Origin of the sequence: Pseudooceanicola nitratireducens (assembly GCF_900109195.1) — a bacterium.
Taxonomy (GTDB): domain Bacteria; phylum Pseudomonadota; class Alphaproteobacteria; order Rhodobacterales; family Rhodobacteraceae; genus Pseudooceanicola; species Pseudooceanicola nitratireducens.
The window spans coordinates 188,881-215,120 of the sequence record NZ_FNZG01000001.1 but is presented as its reverse complement, the minus strand read 5'-3'; the positions used below and the strand labels follow the sequence as shown (position 1 = coordinate 215,120).

The 26,240-nt window shown below is 66.3% G+C and carries 17 protein-coding genes; 5 read left to right on the top strand and 12 right to left on the bottom strand.

Annotated features, from left to right (window positions below; genetic code table 11):
* Positions 1-2 precede the first annotated feature (2 nt).
* Both pbpC and BMX99_RS01020 read right to left on the bottom strand, forming a co-directional pair.
* Complete coding sequence (pbpC, locus tag BMX99_RS01025; protein ID WP_093446029.1) at positions 3-2,036, bottom strand: penicillin-binding protein 1C; 2,034 nt, start codon at positions 2,034-2,036, stop codon at positions 3-5.
* Entirely contained in the window at positions 2,033-7,507 is a 5,475-nt protein-coding gene (locus BMX99_RS01020) for an alpha-2-macroglobulin family protein (RefSeq protein ID WP_093446026.1), read from the bottom strand. Before BMX99_RS01020 ends, pbpC begins: the two co-directional genes overlap by 4 nt.
* A 168-nt stretch (positions 7,508-7,675) precedes the next feature.
* Here BMX99_RS01020 and BMX99_RS01015 point away from each other — a divergent pair, with 168 nt between their 5' ends.
* A complete protein-coding gene (locus tag BMX99_RS01015; protein WP_093446023.1) occupies positions 7,676-9,913 on the top strand; it encodes a response regulator in 2,238 nt (745 codons plus the stop codon).
* Positions 9,914-10,075: 162 nt separating this feature from the next.
* Entirely contained in the window at positions 10,076-11,515 is a 1,440-nt protein-coding gene (locus tag BMX99_RS01010) for a lytic murein transglycosylase (protein ID WP_244525622.1), read from the top strand.
* Here BMX99_RS01010 and BMX99_RS01005 read toward each other — a convergent pair.
* The 4 genes from BMX99_RS01005 to BMX99_RS00990 all read right to left on the bottom strand — a co-directional run bounded on the left by BMX99_RS01005 (position 11,476) and on the right by BMX99_RS00990 (position 16,745).
* Positions 11,476-14,481 (bottom strand): error-prone DNA polymerase, encoded by a 3,006-nt coding sequence (locus tag BMX99_RS01005; RefSeq protein ID WP_093446020.1) that lies wholly within the window; start codon positions 14,479-14,481, stop codon positions 11,476-11,478. The two genes, BMX99_RS01010 and BMX99_RS01005, sit on opposite strands and share 40 nt — an antisense overlap.
* Before the next feature lie 124 nt (positions 14,482-14,605).
* Complete coding sequence (locus tag BMX99_RS01000; protein WP_093446017.1) at positions 14,606-15,412, bottom strand: metal ABC transporter permease; 807 nt, start codon at positions 15,410-15,412, stop codon at positions 14,606-14,608.
* The gene (locus BMX99_RS00995) at positions 15,409-16,242 is read right to left on the bottom strand and encodes an ATP-binding cassette domain-containing protein (RefSeq protein ID WP_093446014.1); all 834 of its coding nucleotides are present in this window, start codon (positions 16,240-16,242) and stop codon (positions 15,409-15,411) included. Before BMX99_RS00995 ends, BMX99_RS01000 begins: the two co-directional genes overlap by 4 nt.
* Entirely contained in the window at positions 16,239-16,745 is a 507-nt protein-coding gene (locus BMX99_RS00990) for a Fur family transcriptional regulator (RefSeq protein WP_093446011.1), read from the bottom strand. Before BMX99_RS00990 ends, BMX99_RS00995 begins: the two co-directional genes overlap by 4 nt.
* Positions 16,746-16,809: 64 nt before the next feature.
* Here BMX99_RS00990 and BMX99_RS00985 point away from each other — a divergent pair, with 64 nt between their 5' ends.
* Entirely contained in the window at positions 16,810-17,961 is a 1,152-nt protein-coding gene (locus BMX99_RS00985; protein WP_093446008.1) for a zinc ABC transporter substrate-binding protein, read from the top strand.
* Here BMX99_RS00985 and BMX99_RS00980 read toward each other — a convergent pair.
* Positions 17,958-19,220 carry a glycerate kinase type-2 family protein gene (locus BMX99_RS00980; protein ID WP_093446005.1) on the bottom strand — a complete coding sequence of 421 codons (1,263 nt, stop codon included), beginning with the start codon at positions 19,218-19,220 and terminating at the stop codon, positions 17,958-17,960. The genes BMX99_RS00985 and BMX99_RS00980 overlap by 4 nt on opposite strands.
* 156 nt (positions 19,221-19,376) lie before the next feature.
* Between BMX99_RS00980 and BMX99_RS00975 the strand changes: the two genes are divergently transcribed.
* A complete protein-coding gene (locus BMX99_RS00975) occupies positions 19,377-20,765 on the top strand; it encodes an aminotransferase family protein (protein ID WP_093446003.1) in 1,389 nt (462 codons plus the stop codon).
* A gap of 67 nt (positions 20,766-20,832) precedes the next feature.
* Here the strand turns inward: BMX99_RS00975 and BMX99_RS00970 are convergent, their stop codons facing one another.
* Both BMX99_RS00970 and BMX99_RS00965 read right to left on the bottom strand, forming a co-directional pair.
* The gene (locus BMX99_RS00970; RefSeq protein ID WP_093446001.1) at positions 20,833-21,213 is read right to left on the bottom strand and encodes an HIT domain-containing protein; all 381 of its coding nucleotides are present in this window, start codon (positions 21,211-21,213) and stop codon (positions 20,833-20,835) included.
* 8 nt (positions 21,214-21,221) lie between these two features.
* Positions 21,222-22,799, bottom strand: coding sequence for a DUF5928 domain-containing protein (locus BMX99_RS00965; RefSeq protein WP_093445998.1), 1,578 nt, complete (start codon positions 22,797-22,799; stop codon positions 21,222-21,224).
* Between the two features lie 157 nt (positions 22,800-22,956).
* Here BMX99_RS00965 and BMX99_RS00960 point away from each other — a divergent pair, with 157 nt between their 5' ends.
* A complete protein-coding gene (locus BMX99_RS00960) occupies positions 22,957-23,775 on the top strand; it encodes a sulfotransferase family protein (RefSeq protein ID WP_093445995.1) in 819 nt (272 codons plus the stop codon).
* A 132-nt stretch (positions 23,776-23,907) separates the two neighbouring features.
* Here BMX99_RS00960 and BMX99_RS00955 read toward each other — a convergent pair whose 3' ends face one another.
* From BMX99_RS00955 to BMX99_RS00945, 3 genes are read right to left on the bottom strand one after another with little or no spacing between them, the layout of a single operon-like run.
* Positions 23,908-25,023: a CaiB/BaiF CoA transferase family protein gene (locus BMX99_RS00955; protein WP_093445992.1), complete on the bottom strand. Its 1,116-nt coding sequence runs from the start codon at positions 25,021-25,023 to the stop codon at positions 23,908-23,910.
* The gene (locus BMX99_RS00950; RefSeq protein ID WP_093445990.1) at positions 25,023-25,685 is read right to left on the bottom strand and encodes a DsbA family protein; all 663 of its coding nucleotides are present in this window, start codon (positions 25,683-25,685) and stop codon (positions 25,023-25,025) included. Before BMX99_RS00950 ends, BMX99_RS00955 begins: the two co-directional genes overlap by 1 nt.
* 12 nt (positions 25,686-25,697) lie before the next feature.
* Positions 25,698-26,207 (bottom strand): DUF721 domain-containing protein, encoded by a 510-nt coding sequence (locus tag BMX99_RS00945; protein ID WP_093445987.1) that lies wholly within the window; start codon positions 26,205-26,207, stop codon positions 25,698-25,700.
* Positions 26,208-26,240 lie beyond the last annotated feature (33 nt).

The window sequence follows — 26,240 nt, the reverse complement described above, 5'->3', positions numbered from 1 at the left end:
GATCAGTCCAGCCGGATCCGGGAGGATGACGACCGCCCCGAGGCGTCGATCACCGTCACATCGGCAAAGCCCTGCCCCAGCCCCTCCAGCAGCGTTTCGCGGCGGCGCGTGGCGATGACGCGCGGGGCCCCGTCGACCAGCCAGGTGAAGGGCGGCACCCCGTCGCGCACCTTGGCCGGCAGGGCTTGCGTCTGCCCAAGGACGGCCCCGTCGGGCGGAAAGGTCAGGCGGGGATGATCGGCCTCCTGCTGAGCCGTGCCACCGGTAAAACGGCGCAGGGGGGCAGGCAGGTTGGCGGCGCTGGTCAGCAGCGTCTCGGGCGGGGGCGGCGGCAGCGGGTCGAGCGTAGGTTTCAGCCGGGTGAAGGCGTCGAACAGCACCGGCGCGGCAAGGTCTCCGCCAAAGGCCCCGGGCACGGCGGTGCCATCAGGGCGCCCCATCCAGACGCCGATCACATGCGCGCCGTCAAAGCCGATGGCCCAGGCGTCGCGGTAGCCATAGCTTGTCCCGGTTTTATAGGCGAGCCGATTGGCCGGGGCCCCGGGTGGCGGGGCAAGATCGGACAGGATATGCGCCACCTGCCAGGCCGAGGCCCGCGACAGGATGCGGGCCGAAGGCGATTTGTTTTCAGCGGCTTGCCAATGCAGGGGCTGCGCCATGCCGCCATTGGCCAGACCGGCATACAGCTGCACCAGATCGGTCAGGCGCAGTCCGACACCGCCTAGGGAAACCGCCAGACCGGGCCGGCCCCCCGGCAGCTCTGGCAAGGTCCCGGCGCGGCGCAGCGCGGCCATCAGGTTCTGCGGGCCGATGGCCTGGGTCAGCTGCACGGCGGGCAGGTTTAGCGACAGGCGCAGCGCCTCGGCCACGGTGACGTCGCCCCGGAACTTCCCGTCGAAATTCTGCGGTGCATAGCCGTCGAACCGCATCGGCCGGTCCTCGATCATCGTCAGCGGATGGGCCAGGCCGCGGTCGAAGGCCAGCCCGTAGACCAGAGGTTTCAGCGTCGATCCGGGCGAGCGCACGGCCCGCGTCATATCCACATGCCCCTGCCCCCGCGTCGTCAGCCCCTCTGATCCGACCGAGGCCAGGATCTCTCCGCTGCGGTGATCGGCGACGAGGATCGCGATGGAGAGCCTATCTGACCGGTGGCGCAGGGCGGCCTGGGCCAGCGCCTCGACCTGATGTTGCAGCGATGCGGACAAGGTCAGCTGCTGCACCGGCGCATCGGGGCGCGTGGCATGGGCGCGGTCGGTCAGATGCGGGGCAAGTGCAGGGAAATCACGCCGCAGCCGGGGGGCGGGATCGCGGCGGGCGGCCAGTGCGTCACCCTTGGGCAGCGCCCCGAACTGGACTGATCGGTCCAGCACCCGATCGCGGGCGGCGCGGGCCACCCCGGGGTGACGATCGGGGCGGCGGGCCTCGGGCGATTGCGGCAGGGCGACCAGCAGCGCGGCCTCGGCCGGGGTCAGGCGGCGCGGCTCTTTCCCGAAGTAGGACAAAGACGCCGCGCGCACCCCTTCCAGATTGCCGCCCATGGGCACCAACTGGGTGTAAAGCGTCAGGATCTGGTCTTTGCTCAGCCGTCGTTCCAGCGCCAGCGCCAGCCGCATCTGACGCAGCTTGCCGGCCCAGGCACCGGTGCCGCTGTGTTCCAGCAGGCGGGCCAGCTGCATGGTCAGGGTCGACCCGCCCGAGACCACCCGCCCCGCCATAAGCGACGACCACGCAGCGCGCAGCAGCGCGCGGGCATCGACGCCGTTGTGTGATAGAAAGCGCCGGTCCTCATAGGCCATCAGCAGCGCGGGATAGAGAGGGTCGATCTGATCCAGCCCCGCGCGCAGCCGCCAGAGCCCGTCGCCCACGGTATAGGCGCGCAGCAGGGTGCCGTTTCGGTCGCGGATCTCGGCCGCGGTCTCGACCCCAAGCGGCGGAATCACCGTCGCGTCGATCCAGCGGTCCAGCCCGTCCCGCGCCAGCGCCCCGCCCCAGAGGGTCAGCGCCAGCGCCAGAAGCAGACCGGGTGCGCGGGTCATTCCACGACCGTCACACGCCCGGCGGCGGTGCGGGCGCGGTAGCGCGGGCGGTACATGTCTTCGACCGTGGCCGCCGGGTGGTGATAGCTGCCCGGAGAGATCGCGCGCACGATATAGGCCAGCCGGAACGCCTGATCCGAGCGCCAGTCGAGCGCGGTCAGGAAGCGGTCGGACCGGGCTTCGCTATGGCTCACATCAACCGTCTTCAGCCAGTCCAGCGCGCGGATGTCGCCCTGGCGCAGAAGATTGGGGTTGTCGATCTCGAACCCCGCCGGCAGCGGATCGCTGATCATCAGCCTGGCACCGGTGTCCTCGAACGGCTGCACTGTCAGCACGGTGACCAGCCGCGTGCCCTGCGGCACCTGGGCGGGATCGGCGGGCGTGCCCTCCAGGGTGTAATAGTCGCGCTGGATCGCATAGCCGTATCCGCCCTGTGCCACCGGGATTTCAGGCACGCCAAGGGTGGTCAGGGTCAGCGTCGTGTCGGCCCCTCTGGTGTTGCGGATGGCCAGCGATGTCAGCGCCTGTGCCTCGACCATGCGGACGAAGGGGCCGGTGACGGGCGCGCCATTGACCGACAGCGCCGGGGTGGCTGTGCCACCCGTGGCGGGCGTGTCGATCAGGGCGCGGGCGGCCATCAGGGACCAGGCGCTTTCCTGCGTCGACAGCGGGAAGTCGGCGCCGGCGATACTGGCGATCAGGCTGGCACGATTGACCGCCTGGGATCCGGATTCAACCGCAAGTGTCAGCACAGCGGCCGCGTCCCGCAGGTTGGTGCCAAAATCGTCGCGATAGCGCTGCGGCTCGTCCTGCGCAGCGCGCGCATCCAGCTGACGCGCAGCGATGGCAAACATCGCATCGGCACGGGTCGGATCGCCGTACATGGCCAGCGCCGCGCCCAGTTGCGCGGCGGCAAGGGGGGTGCCGAAAGCATCGCCCTTCACATCGGCGTAATAGCGCAGGTCGCCCATGTTCGCCTTGCCCTCGCGCGCGAGGACCATCAGCGCATAGGCCAGCGCCTCGCCCCCGGTGTTCGATTGCGCATCGAAATCGGGGGCATAGTTCACCCGGTTGCGCAGGTTGTCCAAAGCCTGACCAAAGGCCAGATCCGGCACGTCATGCCCCTGCGCCTTTGCACGCGACAGGAAGTCGGTGACATAGGCATCCAGCCAAAGCTCCTCGGACCCGGCCTGCCACAGCCCGAAAGCGCCCGAGCTGTCCTGACGCGTCAGCACCCGGTCGATGGACTGGGCGATGCGCAGGTCCAGTTCCGCCGGGGCGGCCAGGTCCATCGCCTCGGCCACCGAGGACAGGTAAAGCAGCGGCAGCGCTGTGGATGTCACCTGTTCCGTGCAGCCATAGGGATAGCGGTCCAGCATCGCCAGAAGCGCCGGCGCGTCGAATTGTGCCAGCGGCCCGGCGGAAACCATCGCCTGCCCGCTGCCCGGCCGCATGCCCGCAAAGAGATTGGCATCAAGCGTAAAGGTATCCCCCGCCGCAAGATTGAACCGCTGCGTGACCGAGACCTCGGGATCGTTGCGGCGCACCGGCAGGGTCAGGGTCTTGGTCAAGGCCTGGCCGCCCGGCGTGGTCAGGGTGACGGTAATCGCATGGTCACCGGGCAGGTCCGCCGTGACGGGGATGCGCAGCACCTGGCGCGCGCCCTCGTCCAAGGTGACCGACGCGGGCACCGGATCGGGCAGCGTGACGCCCTTCGCGCTGACGGAAAGGGCGGTGTCGCCCGTAGGGCCGAAGGCATGGGTCAGCTCCAACAGCAGCGTCGTGGTGTCGCCCGGTTGCAGGAAGCGCGGCAGGGTCGCGGTCAGCACCACGGGATCGCGCACCAGCACGTCCCGTTCGGCCGATCCCACGGCCTGGTCGGTCCAGGCGACGGCCATGAAGCGCACGGTGCCGTTGAATTCGGGCAGGTCAAAGCTGACCTCACCCGTGCCATCGGGGCCGATGGCGACGGGGCCGGTGAAATAGGCCACCAGCTCCTCGGTCGGGGGGGGCGATTGCAACCCGATGGATCCGCCCGCATCGCCGCCGGACCGGACGCGCCCCATGGCCCCCTGCCCGCTGTCAATCAGACGCCCGTAAAGGTCGCGGATATCCATGCCCAGCCGCCGCTGGCCAAAGTAATGGGCCTTGGGGTCGGGGCTGTCGAACCCGGTCAGGTTCAGGATACCGACATCGACGGCGGCCAGGGTGACGTAGGCCTGGCCTCTGCCCTGGCCCGCGACCTTGACGCGCGCCGTGACCGGCCCGCGCGGATTGGCCTGGTCGGGCAGATCCAGCATGACCTCCAGCGCCTTGGCACCGGGATCAACGGGGGCATAATCCAGCCCAAGCGCACGGGTCGGCATCTGCCCGGCCTCGGCCTTCATCGGCCGGATGACCGAGGCGGTGACATAGGCCCCCGCGCCCCAGTCCTCGGTCACCTTAAGGTTGACGATATTCTCGCCCTCGGCCACCTCGACGGTCTTCATCTCGATCAGGCGGTCGGACAGGACGGTGACGATGGCGGTACCGGCGTGGCGCGGCACAAGGCGCAGCTGCGCCCAGTCGTTCAGCGCATAGCCCGGCTTGTCGAGCGAGACCTCCAACATATCGGGGGTCGAGGAGGCATCGGCCGGCGCATACCAGCCGGATGTGAAGTCGACCGAGGACGCCACATAACCGGCCGCGCCATCGCCGCCCTCGACCACGATCTCATAACGGCCCCAGTCGGTCGGGACCGAGACCTCGACCGGGGTGTCGCCCAGGCGGGCAGTGCCTTCGGCCACGGGGGTGCGGGTGGTATAGGGTTCCCAGTTCCAGCTGCCGTATTGGCGATACCATTGATAGCGCGTCGTGACCCGGTTGACGCGCCAGGTGACGGGCATGTCCTGCACGGTCAGATCGGGGCTTAGCGCGATCAGGTCAAAGGCGGCGGTCGCGCCTTCGGCCACGCTGTCGGTGAACAGCGGCTTGATCCCGATCACCGGCGCATCGGGGCCGACAAGGCGGGTGATCTGCCGTTCCACCGGACGGCCCGAGCCTTCCGAGACGCCGATGGTCGCGCGCAGTTGATAGGGGGTGCCGGTCGGCACCTCGGGGAAGTCGGGGGTCAGGGGCAGCGCCAGCGCGCCGGTGTCGCCCGTCACGCCGTCCAGCCGGGTGGTGCGGGCAAAGCCTTCGCCATCATAAAGGCCAAAGCGATAGCCGGGGTGGCTGTCCAGCTGGCGCGCCTGCGACAGGCGCAGCGTGCCCTCGACCGCAAGGCCCGCGCCCGGCGCGCCAAAGAGGTAATCGGCCTGAAGCGCAAGATCCGGCAGGGCCTGCGCGCGCAGCGGGCCTTCGGGCAGGTCCAGCGTCACGTCGATGCGTTCAGGCAGGAAATCTTCGACCAGCACGCGGGCGCTGGCCAGCGCAGGGGCGTTGACGTCGGCCTTGATGTCCACCCGCCAGGTGCCGCGCGGCACGGTCTGCCCCAGGGGCAGGGCAAAGACATGCCCGCCCGCCTGATCGCGGGACGAGGTCAGCCGGGCATATTCCACTCCGTCCGGCCGGGTCAGGATCGCCGTGATCGGCAGGCCGGGGATGGCGCGGGTCCGGGCGTCGCGCGCCAGGGCGGTGACATGGATGACTTCACCCGCGCGATAGGCCCCGCGGTCGGTGGTCAGGAAGACGTCGACGGGGGGCGCGGGTTCCTGCCCCGCAACGCCCCGGTCCGACAGGTCAAAGGCCGGATCGGTCAGCGACAGAAACGCCAGATCATCGCCCAGACGCGCGGTCACCATGGCAGGCGCAGCCCCGTCGGTGCCCCGCGTCAGGCCCGGATCAAAACGGACATAGCCCTGATCGTCGGTCATGCCCTGCCCCAGAACCCGGTTGGCGCGGCCGATCAGTTCGACCGTCACGCCCGGTTTCGGCTGGGCATCCCCCAGCCCGCGCAGCACCACGTGCAGACCGTCGTTGCCCTGCATCGTGGTCAGCCCCAGATCGGTCAGGATGAACCACTGAAAGGCCGCTTCCTGATCCTCGCCCGGCAGTTTCGCCGCCAGCGCATAGGCCCCCGGTTCCTGCCCGGCCAGAACCTCGCCCAGGGGCAGGCGCGTGGTCATGGTGCGGTTCAGGGTCATGGCGGTCTCGGCCTCTCCGCGCCAGATCTCTTCCGCGATCTCGGCGGTAAAATCGGCCATTTCCCAACGGTTCAGGCGCTGGCCAAAGTATTGTTCCTGCACCGCGCGCAGCAGGTTGCGGTCGGTCACGCGATAAAGCGTCAGGTCCAGCAGATCGGCATTCACCGTCTCGACCGGCAGCGCGGCCTCTTGCGCCGCGGGCAGCACATAGGCGCGGCCGGCGAAATTCACCTGCGGGCTGCGGTCGCGGACATAGACGCGCAGGGGCACGTCCTTGATCAGGCGCTCTCCGCTGGCGGCGGGCAGGCCTTCGCGGAAGGTCAGCGTGGCGCGGCCGCCATGGGTCAGCCCACGGACGCACAGACGATTGACGTCGGATTCGACCGCGAGTGTGGGATCGGGCAGCTGGACATAGTCGCCATAGTCGACGCCGGCCTTGACCAGCGGTTCGGTGAACTCGGCGCAGACCTGCGGGTCGGCCAGATCGGAAAGGACCTCGTGATCGCGGATGCGGAAGCCATACAGCCCGACGGCCCGGTCCAGCGCGGCGGCGCGGTCTTCGCGCGGGGCCAGCTGGTCGGCCAGGCGCAGCGCGGGGATCATGTCGCGACCCCGGTTCACGGCCTCCAAGGCGCGGGCCAGCTGATCCAGCGCATTGGCGCGGATCGGCGCGTTGTCGGCCCGCAGGTATCCGTTCACCGCGGCCGAAACCGCGCGGGCGCGGTAGCGGGCGGCATTGCGATCCGTCGCCTCGGCCGAGGCCAGCAGAAGCCGGGCGTAATCCACCCATTGATCCGCCGCATCCGTGGCCGAGACCGCGCCGCCCATCCAGCGCATCGCCTCCAGCAGCTTGCCGTCCGCCTCGCGCTGGCGGGCGGCGGTCAGCATATCGCCTGCCCGGTATTGCCCCGAGGGGTGGATCCAGCCCAGATCCCGCGCCAGGATCCGCGCATCCTTCAGCGTGTTTTCTTCAATGAAGTCAATGTCATGTGCCCTTTGCGCAGCCTGACTGCGCAGCGCGTCAGGAAAGGGCATCAGAAGCGCCGATTGCGCCCCCTGATAGGGGGTCTGGCCGGTGATCGCGGACTTGGGGAAACAGGAATTCGACCGGGCATTGAAGGTGAAGCCAAGGCAGGCGCTGTCGCTTTCACAGGCGGCGCGACAGGCGGTGAAGGTGGTGTCGAACATCTGGCTTAGATCGGTGCCGACAAAGTCCTGGTCCAGCGTCACCACCATGCGGCGTTCGGGCAGCGGATCCTGCTGCGCCTGCGCGCCCGTCACCCCAAGGGACAGACCAAGGACAAGACCCAGAATGGACAGGGTCGGTGCGGCGTGACGGCGAAACATGGGGGGCTCCCTTACTCTTTCAGGCAGGGTGCCACGGGCGGTTTCCCGGATACAAGGATTCGCCGGCGAAAAGGCGCAGCAACGCCCTTGCGGCGTAAACGGTTTCTTCACCCTGATCGGCGATGTTTGACCCGACAGCGGCCCGAATGGGCGAAGGGAGATGCGTGGATGAGCCTCGCCACCAAGCTGACCGAGGAACGTCGCGCGCGCCTGGCGGCGGAACGGTTGCTGGAACAGAAACAGGCGGAACTGCATGCGGCCAATCGCAAACTTGGCCGCCATGCCCGCGCCCTGTCCGAAGAAATCGTGGAAACCCGGGCCGAGGTGGCCAATGTCCGGGATGAAAACCAGCGCGTGCGCCTGGACCTGTCCGAGGCGAACCAGAAGATCGAGATTGCCGAACGCCGGCTGTGGCATTCGATCCGCGCGATCCGCGACGGTTTCGCCTTTTTCAACGCCGACGGAGAGATGATCGCCGCCAATGACGCCTGGCTGGATGTCTTTGACGGGCTTGAGGAAATCGCCCCGGGCGTTTCTTACGTGCGGATGCTGCAACTGGCGACCGAAGAAGGGATCGTCGACATTGGCGACACGCCTCCGGCGATCTGGCGGCGGCAGATGATGGACAGATGGGAAAGCGCGGGGTCCGATCCGATCACCCTGCGGCTGTGGAACGGCGTCTTCATCAAGCTGGTGGATCAGCGCGGGCGCGACGGCGATATCGTCTGCCTGGCGCTGAACATCACCGACACGGTGCGCCACGAACGGGTGCTGCGCCGCGCCCGCCAGAAGGCCGAGGCCGCGAACCGCGCCAAAAGCGCCTTCCTCGCCAATATGAGCCACGAGATCCGCACGCCGATGAACGGTGTCGTCGGCATGACGGAACTGCTGTGCGACACCGACCTGAACGAGGAACAAAGGCTTTACGTCGACACCATCCGCAACTCGGGCGAGGCGCTGTTGGTCATCATCAATGACGTGCTCGACTATTCCAAGATCGAGGCCGAGAAACTGCAGCTCCACCCCGAGCCCTTCGATCTGGAACGCTGCATCCACGAGGTCGTGATGCTGTTGCAGCCCGCCGCCCGCGACAAGGGGCTTGAGCTGGTGGTCGACTACGATCTGTTTATGCCGACGACCTTTGTCGGCGATCCCGGGCGGTTACGGCAGGTTCTGACCAACCTGATTGGAAACGCGGTGAAATTCACGCTTGAAGGGCATGTGCTGGTGCGTTGCGTCGGTCTTCCCGAGGGCGAGGAGTATCGCGTTCACGTCACGGTCGAAGACACCGGGATCGGCATCGCCAGCGACAAGAAGGACCTGATCTTTGGCGAATTCCGTCAGATCGACGACGACCGCAACCGCAAGTTCGAAGGCACCGGGCTGGGGCTGGCCATTTCGCAAAGCCTGATCGGGCTGATGGGCGGTGAAATCTGGCTCGACAGTGAGGTCGGGGTCGGGTCTTCCTTCGGGTTCAAGGTGACGCTTCCGGTGTCGGGCGCCGTCCCGCAGGATGCCCCTGTTCTGAAACGGGAATTCCGGCGCGTCCTGGTCGTCGACGACCTAGAGATCAACCGCATCATCCTGGCCCGCCAGGTCGAGGCGCTTGGCGCGACCCCTGTCGTCGCCTCCTCGGGGGGCGAGGCCCTGCGCCTTCTGGACGACGGCATCGATCTGGTCATCACCGATCACAACATGCCCGCGATGGACGGCATGGAGCTGGCCGAGGCGATCCGCGACGGGCAGGCGGGCGGCGGGCAGGCGGGCGGCGGGCGGAACGTGCCGATCCTGATGCTCACCTCCTCGACCGCCTCGACCGAGACGGATCCGGCGCGCAGGCATCTGGCCGGTGTGCTTCAACGCCCCACGCCCCGACATGAATTGTTCCGGATGCTGGCCGATCTTGCGCCGCCCGCCGTTACTCCGCCACCTCCGACCCTTGTCGAAGAGCACGGGAAATCCCCTGCCGTCGTGCTTGCGGCCGAGGATAACGCGACCAACCGGCTGGTTCTATCCAAGATGCTGCGCGGGGCTCCGATCACCCTGCATTTTGCCGAAGACGGGGCCGAGGCGGTGCAAAAATGGCAGCAATTGCAACCGGATCTGGTTTTCATGGACATCTCCATGCCCGGCATGGACGGCACCGAAGCGACCCGCCTGATCCGCCAGCAGGAACAGGATCTGGGCCTGCCACGGACGCCGATCATCGCGGTCACTGCCCATGTGACCGAAGACGGCGAAACCGACATGCGGCGCGACGGCATGGACGGGTTCATAGCCAAGCCGATGCGCCGCGCAGCGGTGCTGGCGGCGGTTGCCGACCATACTCCGGCAGGGCGTGGCGGCTGTGCGGCCCGAACGGTGCAGGCCCGTGACGGCCCCCCGGCCGAAGCGGCGGCGGGCTAGATGGCGACGGGTTTGGGCGCGCGCGGCCAGGTGGCGGCAAGGGCACATCCTTCGGCAAGCCTTTGCGAGCGCTTGCGACAATGCTTTCGAAATCGCCCCGATCGCGCTAGTCTGGAAACAATAAGAAGCAGTCGGGATAACACTTACAGGCGAGGAGTCCCCATGAAACATGTGCCCGTGAAACCGGCCGGCGCTGGCTATGCGCGTCTGGCGATGAGCATGCTTTTGGGTGTGCTTCTGTCGGTGCCCGCAACGGCGGCCGAGCTTCGGGATCGGTCCCTGCGGCCTCAGCTGCGGCCGGGCACATTGGTCTCCCCCGCGCGGTCCGATGCCCAGGTGATCGCCGCCATGGCCCTGAAAGCCCTGAGTTCCGAGACGACGGCACAGCCTGTCCGCGCCGCGCGCAGCGCCGCCTCCCTGCGCCCCAAGCTGCGGCCGGTGTTGGAAAACGTCCGCACCGTCGCCTATGTCGAGGCCAGCGACCCCGCCGGTTTCCGCACCTGGATCAATGGCTTCCGCAACCGCGCCCTGGCCAAGGGCATTTCGGGCAGCACTTTTGACCGCACCTTCGCGCAGGTCAGCTATCTCCCCGAGGTGATCAAGCTGGATCGCAAGCAATCGGAATTCACCAAGTCCACCGGCGATTACCTGGCCAGCGCCGTATCTGACACCCGTGTCAGCACCGGGCGCGAAAAGGCCGGGCAGTACGGGCAGGTGCTGCGCGCGATCGAAGGGCGCTATGGTGTCGACCGTCATATCGTCGCGGCGATCTGGGGGATGGAGACGAATTACGGCGGGTATCGCGGCAAGACGCATGTGCCCTCGGCGCTTGCCACGTTGGCCTATGACGGCCGCCGCGGATCATTCTTCGAAGCACAGCTGATCGCCACGCTTGGCATCCTGCAGCAGGGCGACACGACGCCCGACCGGATGGACGGAAGCTGGGCCGGGGCCATGGGGCACACGCAGTTCATGCCCACCTCGTATGAATCTTATGCCGTTGATTTCAAAGGCGATGGCCGCCGCGATATCTGGGGCGAGGATCCGACGGATGCGCTGGCCTCGACCGCTGCTTACCTGAACCGCATGGGCTGGGTCGTCGGGCAGCCCTGGGGGATCGAGGTCACGCTGCCCGCGTCTTTCAACTATGCCCTGGCGGGTGGATCAAAGAAGATGCCGTCGGACTGGGCGCGGCTTGGCCTGCGCGCGGCGGATGGCCAGGCGCTGCGCGACCATGGGGCTGCGCGGGTGCTGCTGCCCTCGGGCGCGCGGGGACCGGCCTTTCTGGTTTTCAAGAACTTTGACGTGATCAAGCGCTACAACAATTCGGACAGCTACGCGCTTGGTGTTGGTCATCTAGGTGACCGGATCTCTGGTGGAGGGCCGCTGCGCGGATCCTGGCCGGATGGGGAACGCGGGCTGAAACGGGCGGAACGTCAGGAATTGCAGGTGCTTCTGACCCGCGCCGGGTTCTCAACCCAGGGCGTCGACGGGCGGATCGGGCCGAACACGGTCGACGCCATCCGCCGTTATCAGCAGCGGGTCGGCCTGACGCCTGATGGCTATCCTTCGGTTGCGCTGCTGGCGCGGCTGCGGGGATAGGGCGCGCGCTCAGGCGGGGTCGCACCCTCGGCCCGCCCGCCCGAATTTTTGTTTGCGTCTAGCGACTTGTCCCTAGACCACCGCGCATGGCCCGGGGTCAGGCGGTCGCGCAGGAAGGCCACCGGATGCGCCCGCAGCGACAGACGCATGGAGACGAAATCCTCGACCACCGCCTCCCCCGGGGTCATCTGCGGCAACAAAGCCGCCGGCTCGACAATGCCTTCGCCGTCCATGTCGCCTTCGAACAGCGGTAACGGCGCACCGGGGCGCAGGGCCTTGGCCTCCCATATGGCGGCGCGACGGTTCAGGCCAAGGGGCGCGAAGGCATCCGCCTCGGCCAGGCGTTCGACCAGCCCGGGGGCAACGCCCGCCCGCCGCCAGACGTCCGAAACCGAATGATAGCCGTTGCCGCGCGCGGCGGTGATCCACTCTGCCTCAGCCTCTCCCACGCCCTTGACCTGACGAAAGCCCAGCCGCAGCGCCAGGTGCCGGCCGTCACGTTCCAGCGTATTGTCCCAGTGCGAGGCGTTGATGTCCACGGGCCGCACCTCGACCCCATGTTCGCGGGCATCGCGCACGATCTGCGCCGGGGCATAGAACCCCATGGGTTGGGAGTTCAGCAATGCGCAGGCGAAAACCGCCGGATGGTGTCGCTTGATCCAGCTTGAGGCATAGACCAGCAGGGCAAAACTGGCGGCGTGGCTTTCGGGAAAGCCGTAAGAGCCAAAGCCCTCGATCTGGCTGAAACAGCGGTCGGCAAAGTCTTCGTCATAGCCGTTGCGCTTCATGCCGCGCATGAACCGGGTGCGGAATTCACTGACATTGCCGTGCTTCTTGAAGGTGGCAAGCGATCGGCGCAGGCGGTCGGCCTCTTCCGGGGTGAAACCCGCGCCGATGATGGCGATCTGCATCGCCTGTTCCTGAAACAGCGGCACGCCAAGCGTCTTGCCCAGCACCTTCCCCAGTTCGTCCGAGGGGAATTCAACGCTCTCCTCTCCGTTGCGGCGGCGGATATAGGGATGCACCATGTCGCCCTGGATCGGACCGGGGCGGATGATCGCCACCTCGATCACCAGATCGTAGAAACAGCGCGGCCGCATCCGGGGCAGAAAGTTCATCTGCGCACGGGATTCCACCTGAAAGACCCCGATCGTGTCGGCCTTGCACAGCATGTCGTAGACCCGCGGATCCTCGGGCGGGATCGTGGCCAGGGTCAGGTCGGTGTTCTCATGCCGCACCAGCAGGTCAAAGGCCTTGCGGATACAGGTCAGCATGCCAAGCGCCAGAACGTCGACCTTCAGAATGCCAAGCGTGTCGATGTCATCCTTGTCCCAGCAGATGACAGTCCGGTCCTCCATCGTTGCGTTTTCGATCGGCACGAGTTCATCCAACCGCCCCTCGGTCATGATGAAGCCGCCGACATGCTGGGAAAGATGGCGCGGAAAGCCTTCGATTTCGTGAACAAGCGCCATGGTCTGCATCAGGCGCGGATCGCCCGGGTCCAGCCCGATCTCGCGCATGCGCTGATCGGCCATACCATCGGCCGCGAAGAACCCCCAAAGCTGCGACGACAGCGCGCCGATCGTATCCTCGGTCAGGCCCATGGCGCGCCCGACCTCGCGGATGGCGCGTTTGCCACGGTAATGGATGACGGTGGCACAAAGGCCGGCGCGGTGACGCCCGTAGCGCTGATAGATGTGCTGGATCACCTCTTCGCGCCGTTCGTGTTCGAAATCCACATCGATATCAGGGGGTTCGTCCCGCGCCTCGCTGACGAACCGTTCAAAGACCATGGTGCCGACCTCGGGGCTGACGGAAGTGACGCCAAGCGCATAGCAGACCACGGAATTGGCGGCCGAACCGCGTCCCTGACACAGGATGCTGTGGGACCGGGCAAAGGCGACCACATCATGCACGGTCAGGAAATAGGGTTCATACTTCAGCTTGGCGATCAGCCGCAGCTCGTGCTCCAGCATCTGCCGCACGCGGTCGGGTGCGCCATGGGGATACCGCCAGGCGAGACCGGCATGTGCAAGCCGGGCAAGCCGCGCCGAGGGGGTTTCGCCGGCCGAGATCTCGGACGGGTATTCATAGCGCAGCTCGTCCAGGGAAAACGTCAGCCCCTGGGCAAGCTGGACCGTTCGGTCCAGCGCATCGGCATGGGGTCCGAGGATGCGCCGCAGGTCAGACTCGGACCGCAGGCGGCGTTCCCCGTTGGCCAGCGCATCGCGGCCCAAGGCATCGACGCGGCGGCCGGTGCGGATCGCCGTGACCACATCGGCCAGCTTGCGCCGCCGCCCGTGGTGCATCACGGGCCGCGCGCTGACCACCGTTGCCAGAGACAGCCGTTCCGCCAGCAGCGCCTGGGTGGTCAGCCGCGCCTCGTCCTGGCCGTCATAGGCGGGGGCCAGCGCCAGCACCATCTTCGGGGCAAAGCGGCGCGTCAGCCGCTGCGCCCGTGGCAGCCAATCGCCCGCGCCGCCCGGATCCGTCAGCGCCTGTGGCGGGTGCAGCACCAGCCGCAGCGCCTCCAACCCATTGTCGAAAAGGTCGTCCATCGTCAGCAGGCACTGCCCCTTTGGTGCGCGCAACCGACCGCGCGAAATCAGCCGACAGAGCCGCGCCCAGCCGATCCGCGTCTCGGGCAGCGCCGTCATTTCAAGTCCCTCTGACAGCACCAGCCGCGCTGCGGGGATCAGCCGCGGGGCTTTTGGCTGCGGCGCGACATGGCCCGGCTTCAGCGGCCCCATGGGGCCGTGTGTCCGATCCCAGTCGGCCCGTTCGCGAATCGCCCGGGCCAGATCGCGCGCCTTCTGATGCGCCCGCACGATGCCCGCGACGGAATTTTCATCGGCAATCGCCACCGCGCCCAGACCCAGTTCCTCGGCACGGGTCATGTACTCCTCGGGGTGGGACGCCCCGGTGAGAAAGGTGAAATTCGAGGTGGCAGAGAGCTCGACGAACATGGGCAGAGGCAGCTTGAGACGGCCTCCAGTATATTCACGTTTTGTTCTTTTTTGAAGTTTAAGCTGAGGGGGAGAGGTTCGAGAAGGAGAGGAGACGGATGTGATGCGATGGAGTGGTGTGAAATCAACCGGTTCGCAGGGATCCGATGGCCCGACCCAGCACGAAACAAACGACCGAGACGACCACGACCGACGGCCCCGCCGGCGTATCCGCGGCATAGGACAGCCCCAGTCCGACCAGCGCGGACAGCACACCGATTCCCATGGCCACGCCCAACATCATCTCGGGCGAGCGGGAGAGCGGCCGCGCCGCCGCCGCCGGGATGACCAAAAGCGCGGTGATCAGCAATGCGCCCACGACCTTGATCGCCAGCGCCACCAGAAGCGCCAGGGCCAGGGTCAGGATCCGCCGGTCACGATCGGGGTTCAGCCCTGCGGACCAGGCCAGATCCGGGTTCACGGTGGCGGTCAACAACCCGCGCCAGCGCCAACCGATCACGGCCGCGATCACCGCAGCGCCCGCCCAGATTACGCCGACGTCCGCCCAGCCAACGGCCAGGATGTCACCGAAAAGATAGGCCTCGAGGTTGAGGCGCGCGCCGGGCAGGAAGCTGACCGCGATCAGACCGAAGGCCAGCGCGCCATGGGACATGACCCCCAGCAGGGCGTCGGCCCCAAGGCCCACGCGGGGGTGTTCCAGCGCGGCAATCACCAACGCGACGGTGACCGCCACCGCGGCCACGCCAAGGGTCACGGGCAGCTGGATCATCAGCGACAGCGCCACGCCCAGCACCGCCGCATGACCGACCGCGTCGCCGAAATAGGCCATGCGCCGCCAGACGACAAAGACGCCCAGCCAGGGGGCGGCCAGGGCCACGCCCACCCCGGCCAGGGCGGCGCGGATCATGAATTCGGACAGCAATCCACTCATTCGGCGGGCTCCGCAGGGTCTGCATGTTTATCGGCGTGGGCATGGGCATGAGCGTGGTGCCCCTGTCCATGATGGTGTGCATGGTCGTGCCCATGATCATGGCCGTCGCCGCCCGCGTGATCATGCGAATGGTCATGTTCGTGACGATAGAGCGCCAGCGTGCCCTGGGTGCCCGTGCCGAACAGCGCCCGATACTCCGGGGCGGAGCGGACGATTTCCGGCGTGCCTTCACAGCAGACGTGCCCGTTCAGACAGATGACACGGTCGCTCGCGCTCATCACCACGTGCAATTCGTGGCTGACCATCAGAACGGCCAGACCAAGATCGCGACGGAGCTCCTCGATAAGGGCGTAAAACCCGGCAGAGCCGCGTTGATCCATGCCTTGCGTCGCCTCGTCCAGCATCAGAAGCTGCGGCTGCACCAGCAACGCGCGGGCCAGAAGCACGCGCTGGTACTGCCCACCCGACAGGCCGGTCATCGGGTGATGCGTCAGATCGGTGATGCCGCACCGCTCCATCATCGCGGCCTTCTTGGCGCGGGGCGACGGGCGCGGCAGGTCGAGGAATCGGGTGACGGTCAGCGGCAGGGTCGGGTCGATACTAAGTTTCTGCGGCACATAGCCAAGGCGCAACCCGGGTGCCCGTGTGATCGTGCCGCTGCGGGGACGCACCGCGCCGACCAAAAGCCGCATCAGCGTCGACTTGCCAGAGCCGTTCGGCCCGACGATGGTCACGATCTCTCCGGCGTCGATATGGAAATCGACGCCCGACAGCACATCCGTCCCGCCGAACCCGGCGGCCAGGCCCCTGCCCTCGATCAGCCGTGTCATTCAGGGCTGTCCGTGCAGGCGGCGCAGAGACCTTCGGCCTCGACCGTGGTACGTTCGACGCGGAAGCCTTTGGGGATTCCGGGAAGCGTCGCGCTGACCTCGGCCACGCTGCCGCAGCCGCGGCAGATCAGGAAGGCGGGCGCATGGTTGTCATCGGTCGGACGCGGGCAGGCGATAAAGGCGTTTAGGCGTTCGATCCGGTGCGCCAGACCATTGTCGACCAGGAAGCCAAGCGCGCGATATGCGACCGGCGGCTTGGAGCCCAGCCCCTCGGCATCCAGGCGGGCCAGCACGTCATATGCGCCCATGGGGCGATGGCCCTCGAGCAGGATTTCAAGCACGCGACGACGGACCGGGGTCAGCCGCGCGCCGCTTTCCGCACACAGCGATTCGGCCGCCTGCATTGCCCCGGCGACACAGCTGTCGTGGTCGTGCGGCCGGAAGGCCCGGGGCGGCGTGCTGGCGGCGTCCTGCCGGAAAGAAAGGTTTTCTTTGGTGCTCATCTTGCATTGTTATCATGTAACGTTTAGGAGGCGCAACGTTACTTTATAACAGAAACGGACAAACATGCGCTCTGCCTTCTTCGCCCTGCCCCTGCTTGCCTCGCCCGTGCTGGCCGAGGTTCCGCAGGTGGTCACCGACATTCCGCCCGTCCACTCTCTTGTCGCTTCGGTGATGCAGGGGGTGGGGACACCAACGCTGCTGCTGCCGCCCGGCGGCTCGGCCCATGGCCATCAGATGCGCCCGTCCGAAGCTGCGGCCATGTCGGCGGCGGATCTGGTCGTCTGGGTCGGAGAGGAGCTTTCCCCCTGGATCGCCGATGCCAGCGCCAAGCTGGCTCCGGATGCGGCGTCCTTGTCGCTGATCGACGTGCAGGGCACCGTTCTGCGTGAGGCCGGGCACCATGGGCATGACCATGAAGCAGGGCATGAGACCGGAGCGGAGGACGGCGGGCATTCGGACGAGCACCACGACGCTCATGAGCATGATCATGACGGCCACGACCACGCGGATGGCGGCGAGGGCCATGCCAAGACGGCGGACGCGCATGATGATCACGGGCATGAGCACAAGGGGGACCACGGCCATCAAGAGACGCGTGACAGCCACGCTGGACATGATCACGACGACCATGGGCACGACAGTCGCGGGCAGAAAGCCGCCGCACAGGACGGTCACTTCGCGGGCGACGGGCACGACCACGACGGGCTGGACCCGCATGTCTGGCTGAACCCGGACAATGCGCAAAACTGGCTTGCGACGATTGCCCAGGCGCTGGCCACGGCCGATCCGGAAAACGCCGCGACCTACCAGGCAAACGCCAAGGCCGAGGCCAAGCGTATCGCCGCAGCGACAAAAGAACTTGAGGCGCTTTTGCAAGACATCACAGGCGGTTACATCGTCTACCACGACGCCTTCGGCTATTTCTCGGACCGGTTTGACCTGCCTTCGGCTGGATCCGTTGCGGATAGCGAAGCAACGCCTCCGGGCGCGCGGGGGCTGGCAGATCTTCAGGCCTCGGCACAGGCCAGCGACGTGCGCTGCCTGTTCATCGAACCGCAGTTTGACGGCAAGGTCGCGGAACGCACCGCTGAAACCCTTGGCCTGCAGGTCGGCGTGCTGGACCCGCTTGGCGCGGATCTGACGCCCGGGCCGGATCTCTACACCGCGCTGGTCCGCAACATCGGCCAGTCGCTGCACGACTGCCTGAGCCGTTAACGGACCAGGATCGCCCTGAAATCGTTCACGTTCGTCCCCGTGGGGCCGGGCGTGAACAGCAGACCGGCGGCCTTGAAGGCGGTGTAGGCGTCATTGCGGGCCAGCGCCTCGGCCGGGTCGATCCCGGCGGCGCGCATGGCGGCGCAGGTGGTGCCATCGGCAAAGGCCCCGGCGTTATCCTCGCTGCCATCAATGCCATCGGTGTCGGCGGCCATGGCGCAGATCCCGTCCTGCCCCTCGATCGCCAAGGCGAAGGCCAGCAGGAATTCCGAATTACGACCGCCCCGCCCCTTGTGGCGCAGGGTGACGGTCGTCTCCCCCCCGGACAGCAGCAGACAGGGCCGGGCAAAGGGCCGATTTCGCAGGGAAACCTCGCGCGCGATGGCGGCATGGGCACGGGCCACGTCGCGGGCCTCGCCCTCCATCGCGTCAGAGAGGATATGCGCGGGGATGCCCTGTGACACCGCCAGATCCGCCGCCGCTTCGAGCGATCGGGCGGCCGAGGCGATGACCTGAACGGAATTGCGGGCAAAGGCCGGATCGTCGGGGGGCGGCGCGTCTTCCTCGGCCGTCTCCAGGAACCGCCGCACCGCGGGTGGCAGGTCGATGTTCCAGGCGCGGATCGCGGCCAGGGCCGTCGCGCGGTTCGCAGGCCCCGGCACCGTGGGGCCCGAGGCGACCTCGGCCGGGTCATCGCCGGGCACGTCCGAGACCACCAGCGACACGACCCGCGCAGGGGCCGCCGCCAGCGCCAGCCGCCCGCCTTTCACGCGACTCAGCTGTTTGCGGATGGCGTTCATCGCGCCGATCGGCGCCCCCGAGGCCAGCAAAGCCTGGTTCAACGCCTGTTCGTCCGCCAGTTCCAGCCCCTTGGGCGGGGCGGCCAGCAGGGCCGAGCCGCCGCCGGTGATCAGCGCCACGACCAGGTCGTCCGGCGTGAGCCCTTCAAGCAGCGATAGCACCTCTTGCGTGGCGGCTTCGCCTGCGGCGTCGGGCACGGGGTGCGATGCCTCGAGCACCTTCAGATACCGGCAGGGGGCCGCATAGCCATAGCGGGTGACAACCACGCCCTCGACCGGATCTTCCCACGCCTCTTCAAAGGCTTGCGCCAGCTGCGCCGCGCCTTTCCCGGCCCCGATCACGATGGTGCGCCCGGCCGGTTTGTCGGGCAGATGCCCCTGCAGCGCGCGGGCCGGATCGGCGGCGGCGACGGCGGTTTCGAAAAGCTGGGTGAGAAAGGCGATGTCGGTGGTGTTCATGGCCAAAGCTTAGCCGCCCTTGGCCGGGCCGCAAGGCCTGCAAATGCCCAAGTCGGCCGCGAATTCTGACCATCTGGTCCAAAATCGCGTCACGCCCGATTGCCAAAGCCGATTTTCCGCGCTTAGGCTAAGCCAAACCCGCCACAGGAGGCCCCAATGGACGACGGATTCCGCGACAACGACATTTCCAAGATCGTCGAGGCCGACAAGGCCCATGTCTGGCATCACCTGATCCAGCACAAACCGTTCGAGACCGGCGAACCGCGCATCATCACCGAGGGCAAGGGCATCCATGTCTGGGACCAGCGCGGCGTGAAACTGCTGGACGGTGTGTCCGGCGGGGTCTGGACCGTGAACGTCGGCTATGGCCGCGAAAGCATCGCCAATGCGGTGCGTGACCAGTTGATCAAGCTGAACTATTTCGCCGGGGCCGCCGGCACGATCCCCGGCGCGATCTTTGCCGAAAAGCTGATCGAGAAGATGCCGGGGCTGACGCGCGTCTACTATTGCAACTCGGGCTCGGAAGCGAACGAGAAGGCCTTCAAGATGGTGCGCCAGATCGCGCACAAGCGCTATGGCGGGAAGAAGACCAAGATCCTGTATCGCGACCGCGACTATCACGGCACCACCATCGGCACGCTGTCGGCCGGCGGGCAGGATCAGCGGAACGCGCAATACGGCCCCTTCGCGCCGGATTTCGTCCGCGTGCCGCATTGCCTGGAATATCGCGCCGCCGATCAGGGCGCGCCTGCTGAAAATTACGGCGAATGGGCCGCGGATCAGATCGAACAGGTGATCCTGGCCGAAGGGCCCGACACCGTCGGCGCGCTGTGCCTTGAACCGATCACCGCAGGCGGCGGCGTCATCACCCCGCCCGAAGGCTACTGGCCCCGCGTGCAGGAAATCTGCCGCAAGTACGACGTGCTTCTGCACATCGACGAAGTCGTCTGCGGCGTCGGCCGGACCGGCGAATGGTTCGGCTATCAGCACTATGGGATCGAACCCGATTTCGTCACGATGGCCAAGGGCGTGGCCTCGGGATATGCGGCGATTGCCTGCTGCGTGACCTCCGAGAGGGTGTTCGAGCTGTTCAAGGCCAACCCGGACGATCCGCTGGATTATTTCCGCGACATCTCGACCTTCGGGGGCTGCACCGCCGGCCCCGCTGCCGCGATCGAGAACATGCGCATCATCGAAGACGAAAACCTGCTGGAAAACACCCAAGCCATGGGCGCGCGCCTGATGGCGAATTTCGAAGCCCTGGCCGAGAAGCACAAGGTGGTGGGCCAGGTCCGCGGCAAGGGGCTTTTCGCCGGGATCGAGCTGGTTGCCGACCGCCAGACCCGCGCCCCGGCAGACGAAAAGAAATGCGCCCAGATCGTTGCGGAATGCGCCGCGCGCGGGGTGATCATCGGGGTCACCAACCGGTCGATCCCCGGGCACAACAACACGCTGACCTTCAGCCCCGCGCTGATCGCCACCCCCGACCATATCGACGAAATCTCGAATGCCGTCGATGAAAGCCTGGGCGCGGTCTTCGGGTAACCAGCCGTTAGAATTAACAAAGCCGCCCCTGACCGGGCGGCTTTTGCGTTTTCTTAAGGGTCCGCCCTTAATCTGCGGGCTGAACCATCCGCCCCATGCGACGACCACCCAGGATATGCAGGTGGTAATGCGGCACCTCTTGCACGCCGTGTTCCCCCGCGTTCGAGATAAAGCGGCAGCCCTGCCCCGCATCCGCCGTCACGCCCAGATCTTGGCAGATCCTGGCGACAACGCGGTTGAAATCGACGATCTCGGCGTCCGAGGCTTCGCTGGCAAAATGGTCATAGGTCACGTAAGGCCCCTTGGGGATGACCAGCACATGCACCGGGGCCTGGGGGCGGATGTCTTCGAAGGCCAGCGTATGCTCGGTCTCGGTCACGGTCTTGTTGGGGATCTCGCCGCGCAGGATCTTGGCGAAAATGTTCTGGTCGTCATAGGCGTAGGCCATGGGGAACCTCAGTCATCAAAGAGTTTTTCGGTTTGCGCCAAGCTTTGCGCCACATCTTCGGGAACCGCAAGGAAGCGCAGCAGCGCGCGGGCGTTCTGATCGGTGGTCGCCGACTGCCGCAGCCGGTGGTAATTGGCAAAGCCCGCATCGCGGATGCGGTCGGCCTCCATCTGCAGGGCGTCGCGGATCGTCGGCAGCAGCCGGGCCAGCGCATCCGGCGGCGTCTGGTCCGAGGCCAGGCCGGTCCGCCGCGCATGCCCCGCCAGGTAGGCATCGTCAAAATCGCAGTCGATCTCCAGCAGCGTCGTCACCGCCCGGTCGGAACAGAAGTCCTGCACCAGGTCCAGGCTGCCGGGATCCAGGCAGATCACCATGCGCGAGGTGTCGTAATATTCGTACAGCATCCGCATCAGCGACCGCCGGTGCCGTGCGCGTTTCGCCAGGGACGACTGGATCCCGCCCAGATCGGGCAGCTTCGCGCCCTCTTCATGGAACACGTAGTCGACCACCTGCAGGTCGGTCAGCCGGGCGATCCGCCGGGTCAGCCGCTTGGCCACGTGCCACTTCTTGCAGATGACGATCAGCAATTCGCGGTCCCGTCCTAGGCTGGCCTCGTTCTCCCAGAAGCGCGGGGCAAAGCGGTGGCCGATGCGCCCCCGCCCGGCCAGGAAGGCATACAAAGACCGCCCCTCGTTCGAGATGGCAAAGCTTTCGCCCTTGGCGGCATAAAGGTCCCCCAGCCGCGCCTTCAGGTCCTGCGCCTCGGGGCTGACCTTGCGGGCGAACAGGAAATCCTGCGCCAGCAGCAGGTCGTAGTGGTCGTTGTAGAAGGTCACCGGCATGCCGTAGTCGGTGAACATCAGGAAGGTCAGTGTGCGGCTTTCGATCTCGTCCCCGGGCACCAAGTGGCGCACCAGGGTCTGAAAGAAGGTCTCGTCCGGGATCCAGCTGCGGGCAAAGAACCGCACCACGTCGCGCCGTTTGGCGATGAAGGCCATCACCGCCTCCAGCGTCTGACGCCGCAGGCACCACCACTGGCTGCCGATCTGGATCTGCAACCCCTTGGGCAGGCGGCGCTTCAGCCCCAGGCGGCGCTGCCATTCGATGCTCAGATAGAACAGACGCTTGTGCTTGCGTTCGTTTAGGACATGACGATAGATCAGCCGCTCTTCCTTGATGCCGGTCTTGATCCAGTCGCTGTCAAAGAAATCAAAGCTCTCGATAAAGTCCCGGTCGTTCCGGTCCAGGAACTCATGGGCGTATTCGGCGGATTTGATGGGGATGCAATCGCCCGACATCATGTAGAAATGGGTCGCCCTCGGAAAGGCTTCAAGCGCCGCCTGCGCCGCGCTGATCGTGGCGGCGACCAGCGACCATTCCCCCCAGCCGCAGCGATGGCGCCTGGCGGCAAAGGTCACGCGGGGGTCCGCATCCAGCGCCGCGCGGATCTGCCCATAGGCCTCGGCCCCGCCATTGGCGTCGAAATGCACCGACACGCAATCGCCGGCCGCCGTCAGACGGCGCGCCTGGTCGATGATCGCCTGCGGATCCTTGTGGCACAGCAGGATATACGCAATCGTCGCCATTTCAGAAACAATCACCCGTATTAGGCCGGTTTTATCCCCACTACTACACGGTTAGGGCGATTGATAAACCGTTGAATCTTTGCTTATTTGCCTGACAATCACGGCGAACAACAGCGGGGGTGGCAAAACGCGCCCCACGCACGGGGGGCAGAACGTCATGGGGTATCCCGGGGTCTGGATGACCGAAAGCGAAAGCGTGGTCTATCGCGTGGTGCCGAAATGCGCCTGCTCGACCATCGGCCAGATCCTCTACTACTCCGACCACGGGGCCTTCTACGACGGAGACATCCACGACGCCGACCGCGGGCTGCACAAATGGGCACAGGACTGGTCGCAGGCCCCGATCGAGGCCAATGTGAACGCCCACAAAAGCTATGCCTTCACCTGCGTGCGCAACCCCTATGCGCGGATCCTGTCGTCCTTCTTCGACAAGATCTGCGGCATCCAGCGCAACGGCAACCGCTACCGTGGCAACCTCGTGCCGCTTCTGGTGCAGAAATACGGGATCGAGGTCGGCGGCGACGACGGCAAGGACGACTTCGATCAGATCAAATCCTTCCGCCGTTTCCTGCTGTTTGCCCGCGACACCATCCGCTGGCGCCGCCCGATGGAGCCCGACATCCACTGGTCCGCCATGTCCGGCCATATTTCGACCTTCATCGTCAACGGCGGCCGCTACGATCAGATCTTCTGGACCGAGAAATTCAACGAGGGCATGCAGCAGGTGCTCGACCATATCGACACGCCGCATGCGGTCGACCTCTCGACCATCCCGCGCTTCAACGAAAGCGAAGGCCACGGCCCCAAACGCGCCCACCCGGTCGAGGATTACTTCGACGACCTCTCGATGCACCTAGTCTACGAGATCTACAAACGCGACTTCGAGCTCTTCAAATACGATTTCGAAAACCCGGCGAACAAGCTGCCGATCGGCGACATCGACCTTGAAGAAGTCCACGCCAAGCTGGGTGACTGACCCCGGGGCCCGCGCCACCGCCCCCCAGATCATCTTGCCGAAAATACTCCCGCCAGCGGCAACCCGAAGCCCCGCCCCCATGGGCGGGGATGAGTAGAAGTCGCGCGGCCCCTAGGGGGCCGCACAACTGGATCAGCTGTCACCGGATCCCAGCTTGGGGGACGCACGCTCCAGCTTCAGCTCGGCGTCGGAAAACCGGAAGGGTCCGCGCACGCCCGGCACGCCTTCGGGGTCGATCCGCATGCCGCGCGCCACGACCTGGGGATCGTCAAAGACCTCGTCCATCGTGTTAATCGGCCCGGCCGGGATGCCCTGACCCTCGCAGGCGGACAGAAGATCAGCCTTGGTAAAGCCCATGCAGGCCTCCTGCAGGCGGCGGATCATCTCGGGCCGGTTGGCGACGCGCGACGGGTTGTCGATGTAATCGGGGTTCGTCTTCATCCCGGGCAGGCCCAGCACATCGCACAGCCGCTGGTATTGCGCATCATTGCCGGTGGCGATGATGATATGCCCGTCCGAGACCTCGAAGACCTGGTAAGGCGTCAGGTTCGGGTGATAGTTCCCGGTCCGCGCCGGCGGGGTGCCGGTGGCCAGGTAATTCATCGCCTGGTTCGCGGTGACCGCCACCGCCGAATCCAGCAGCGCCATGTCGATCTGCTGGCCACGGCCCGTCACGCTGCGCTGGTGCAGCGCCGCCAGGATCGCGGTGGCGGAATAGACGCCGGTGAACAGATCGGTGATCGCCACGCCTGCGCGCAGCGGCTGGCCATCCGGTTCGCCGGTCAGCGACATCAGCCCGGACATGCCCTGGATGATGTAATCATAGCCCGCACGATGCGCATAGGGTCCGGTCTGGCCGAAGCCGGTGATCGAACAATAGATCAGCCGCGGGTTCACCTGCGCCAGGCTCTCATAGTCCAGGCCGTATTTCTTTAGCCCGCCGACCTTGAAGTTCTCGATCAGGATGTCCGCATCCTTGACCAGCTCGCGCACCATCTCCTGCCCCTCGGGGGTGCGGAAATCGCAGGTGACGCTGGTCTTGCCGCGATTGCAGGAATGGTAATAGGCGGCGCTGCGATCGTCTTCGCGGTCGATGAAGGGCGGGCCCCATTTGCGGGTATCGTCGCCCTCGGGGCTTTCCACCTTGATGACGTCTGCGCCCAGGTCCGAAAGCGTCTGACCGGCCCAGGGGCCGGCCAGGATTCGGGCCAATTCAACGACCCGAAGGCCTTCCAAAGGTGTGGCCATCAGCCCTCCAGCTTGGCGTCCAGAAGCGCCTTGAGATCATTGTAGTTCATGTTCGGGTGCTTCTCGCCGTCGATCAGCAGCGTGGGCGTGCCGGTCACGTCATCGGACTGGGCGTTTTCCTGGAACCAGGCAACCAGCGCGCGGGCCTGGTCCTCATCGGTCAGGCAGGCTTCCATCGCGTCGCTTTCCAGCCCGGCCACCAGACCGATCTTGCGCAGACGTTCCGCGATGCCGGCCGGATCGCCATTGCCGATCCAATCCTTCTGCTGGGCGTAAAGCATGTCGGAAATGCCGAAGAACCGGGTCGGTTCACAGCGCGCGATCAGCGCCGCCCAAAGGCCGAACTGATCGAAATAGACGTCGCGATAGACGAATTTCACCTTGCCGGTGTCGATGTAATCCCGCTTGAGGTCCTTGAAGACCGCCTTGTGGAAATTCGCACAATGCGGGCAGGTGAAGGATGCGTATTCCGTCAGCGTGACGGGTGCATCCTCGGCCCCCAGGGTCATCTCGACGATGCCGCTGGTGTCCGCGCTGCCCTGCGACGACACCGTCGGCATGGCGGGAATGGCAGTGGTCTGCGGCCGGGTGCTGTACCAGATGCCGCCCAGGGCGGCGACGGCCACGGCTGCGCCGCCTGCCATGAAAGCTCTGCGGTCCATGAATGGTCCTTCCTATTTGTCCTGCTTGCTTAAAACATTCTGCGCCAGGGCCTCAAGGGCACTGCGCAATCCCTGATCGCCGACCCCATGGGCCACATCCCGGGCCTGGGCGACGATCTCGGGGCGCGGGGGGGCCGGTTCGGCCCGGGGCGCGTCCCGCGTCTCGAAGGACACCTGTCCTTCGGCAAAACCTGTGGCCGCGGTCTGGGTCACCCGCACGCGGCTGATGGCATTGTAGCCATAGACGGCGTTGACCTTCTGGCGCAACACGTCCTTCTGCATCTCGACCATGGGGGCCAGCGGCCCGGTGGTCAGAACGGTCAGCGTGGCGCCGAACCCCTGGCGGCCGAATTTCACATCAACGGGCCGCGCCATCCGCGCCAGGTCGCCCGCAATCTCATCCCAATGGGTCAACAGCCGCGTCGCCGCGAAGCCCCGGCTTTCGCCGGCCTGGCGAATGCGGTCCTCCAGCAGCTTTGACGCGCTTTTGAAGCCATAGGTGGTGGTATTGCGGCGCTTCATCTTTTGCCTCGTGCGATTGGGCTCTATCCTAGT

Excerpts from the sequence above, each read along its gene's own strand:
- pbpC (WP_093446029.1), bottom strand. The coding sequence starts at position 2,036 with ATGACCCGCGCACCCGGTCTGCTTCTGGCGCTGGCGCTGACCCTCTGG.
- BMX99_RS00985 (WP_093446008.1), top strand. The coding sequence starts at position 16,810 with ATGCGCTCTGCCTTCTTCGCCCTGCCCCTGCTTGCCTCGCCCGTGCTG.
- BMX99_RS01015 (WP_093446023.1), top strand. The coding sequence starts at position 7,676 with ATGAGCCTCGCCACCAAGCTGACCGAGGAACGTCGCGCGCGCCTGGCG.
- BMX99_RS01020 (WP_093446026.1), bottom strand. The coding sequence starts at position 7,507 with ATGTTTCGCCGTCACGCCGCACCGACCCTGTCCATTCTGGGTCTTGTC.
- BMX99_RS00960 (WP_093445995.1), top strand. The coding sequence starts at position 22,957 with ATGGGGTATCCCGGGGTCTGGATGACCGAAAGCGAAAGCGTGGTCTAT.
- BMX99_RS00945 (WP_093445987.1), bottom strand. The coding sequence starts at position 26,207 with ATGAAGCGCCGCAATACCACCACCTATGGCTTCAAAAGCGCGTCAAAG.
- BMX99_RS00955 (WP_093445992.1), bottom strand. The coding sequence starts at position 25,023 with ATGGCCACACCTTTGGAAGGCCTTCGGGTCGTTGAATTGGCCCGAATC.
- BMX99_RS00975 (WP_093446003.1), top strand. The coding sequence starts at position 19,377 with ATGGACGACGGATTCCGCGACAACGACATTTCCAAGATCGTCGAGGCC.
- BMX99_RS00970 (WP_093446001.1), bottom strand. The coding sequence starts at position 21,213 with ATGGCCTACGCCTATGACGACCAGAACATTTTCGCCAAGATCCTGCGC.
- BMX99_RS00980 (WP_093446005.1), bottom strand. The coding sequence starts at position 19,220 with ATGAACACCACCGACATCGCCTTTCTCACCCAGCTTTTCGAAACCGCC.
- BMX99_RS00965 (WP_093445998.1), bottom strand. The coding sequence starts at position 22,799 with ATGGCGACGATTGCGTATATCCTGCTGTGCCACAAGGATCCGCAGGCG.
- BMX99_RS01010 (WP_244525622.1), top strand. The coding sequence starts at position 10,076 with ATGAAACATGTGCCCGTGAAACCGGCCGGCGCTGGCTATGCGCGTCTG.
- BMX99_RS00995 (WP_093446014.1), bottom strand. The coding sequence starts at position 16,242 with ATGACACGGCTGATCGAGGGCAGGGGCCTGGCCGCCGGGTTCGGCGGG.
- BMX99_RS01000 (WP_093446017.1), bottom strand. The coding sequence starts at position 15,412 with ATGAGTGGATTGCTGTCCGAATTCATGATCCGCGCCGCCCTGGCCGGG.
- BMX99_RS01005 (WP_093446020.1), bottom strand. The coding sequence starts at position 14,481 with ATGTTCGTCGAGCTCTCTGCCACCTCGAATTTCACCTTTCTCACCGGG.
- BMX99_RS00990 (WP_093446011.1), bottom strand. The coding sequence starts at position 16,745 with ATGAGCACCAAAGAAAACCTTTCTTTCCGGCAGGACGCCGCCAGCACG.
- BMX99_RS00950 (WP_093445990.1), bottom strand. The coding sequence starts at position 25,685 with ATGGACCGCAGAGCTTTCATGGCAGGCGGCGCAGCCGTGGCCGTCGCC.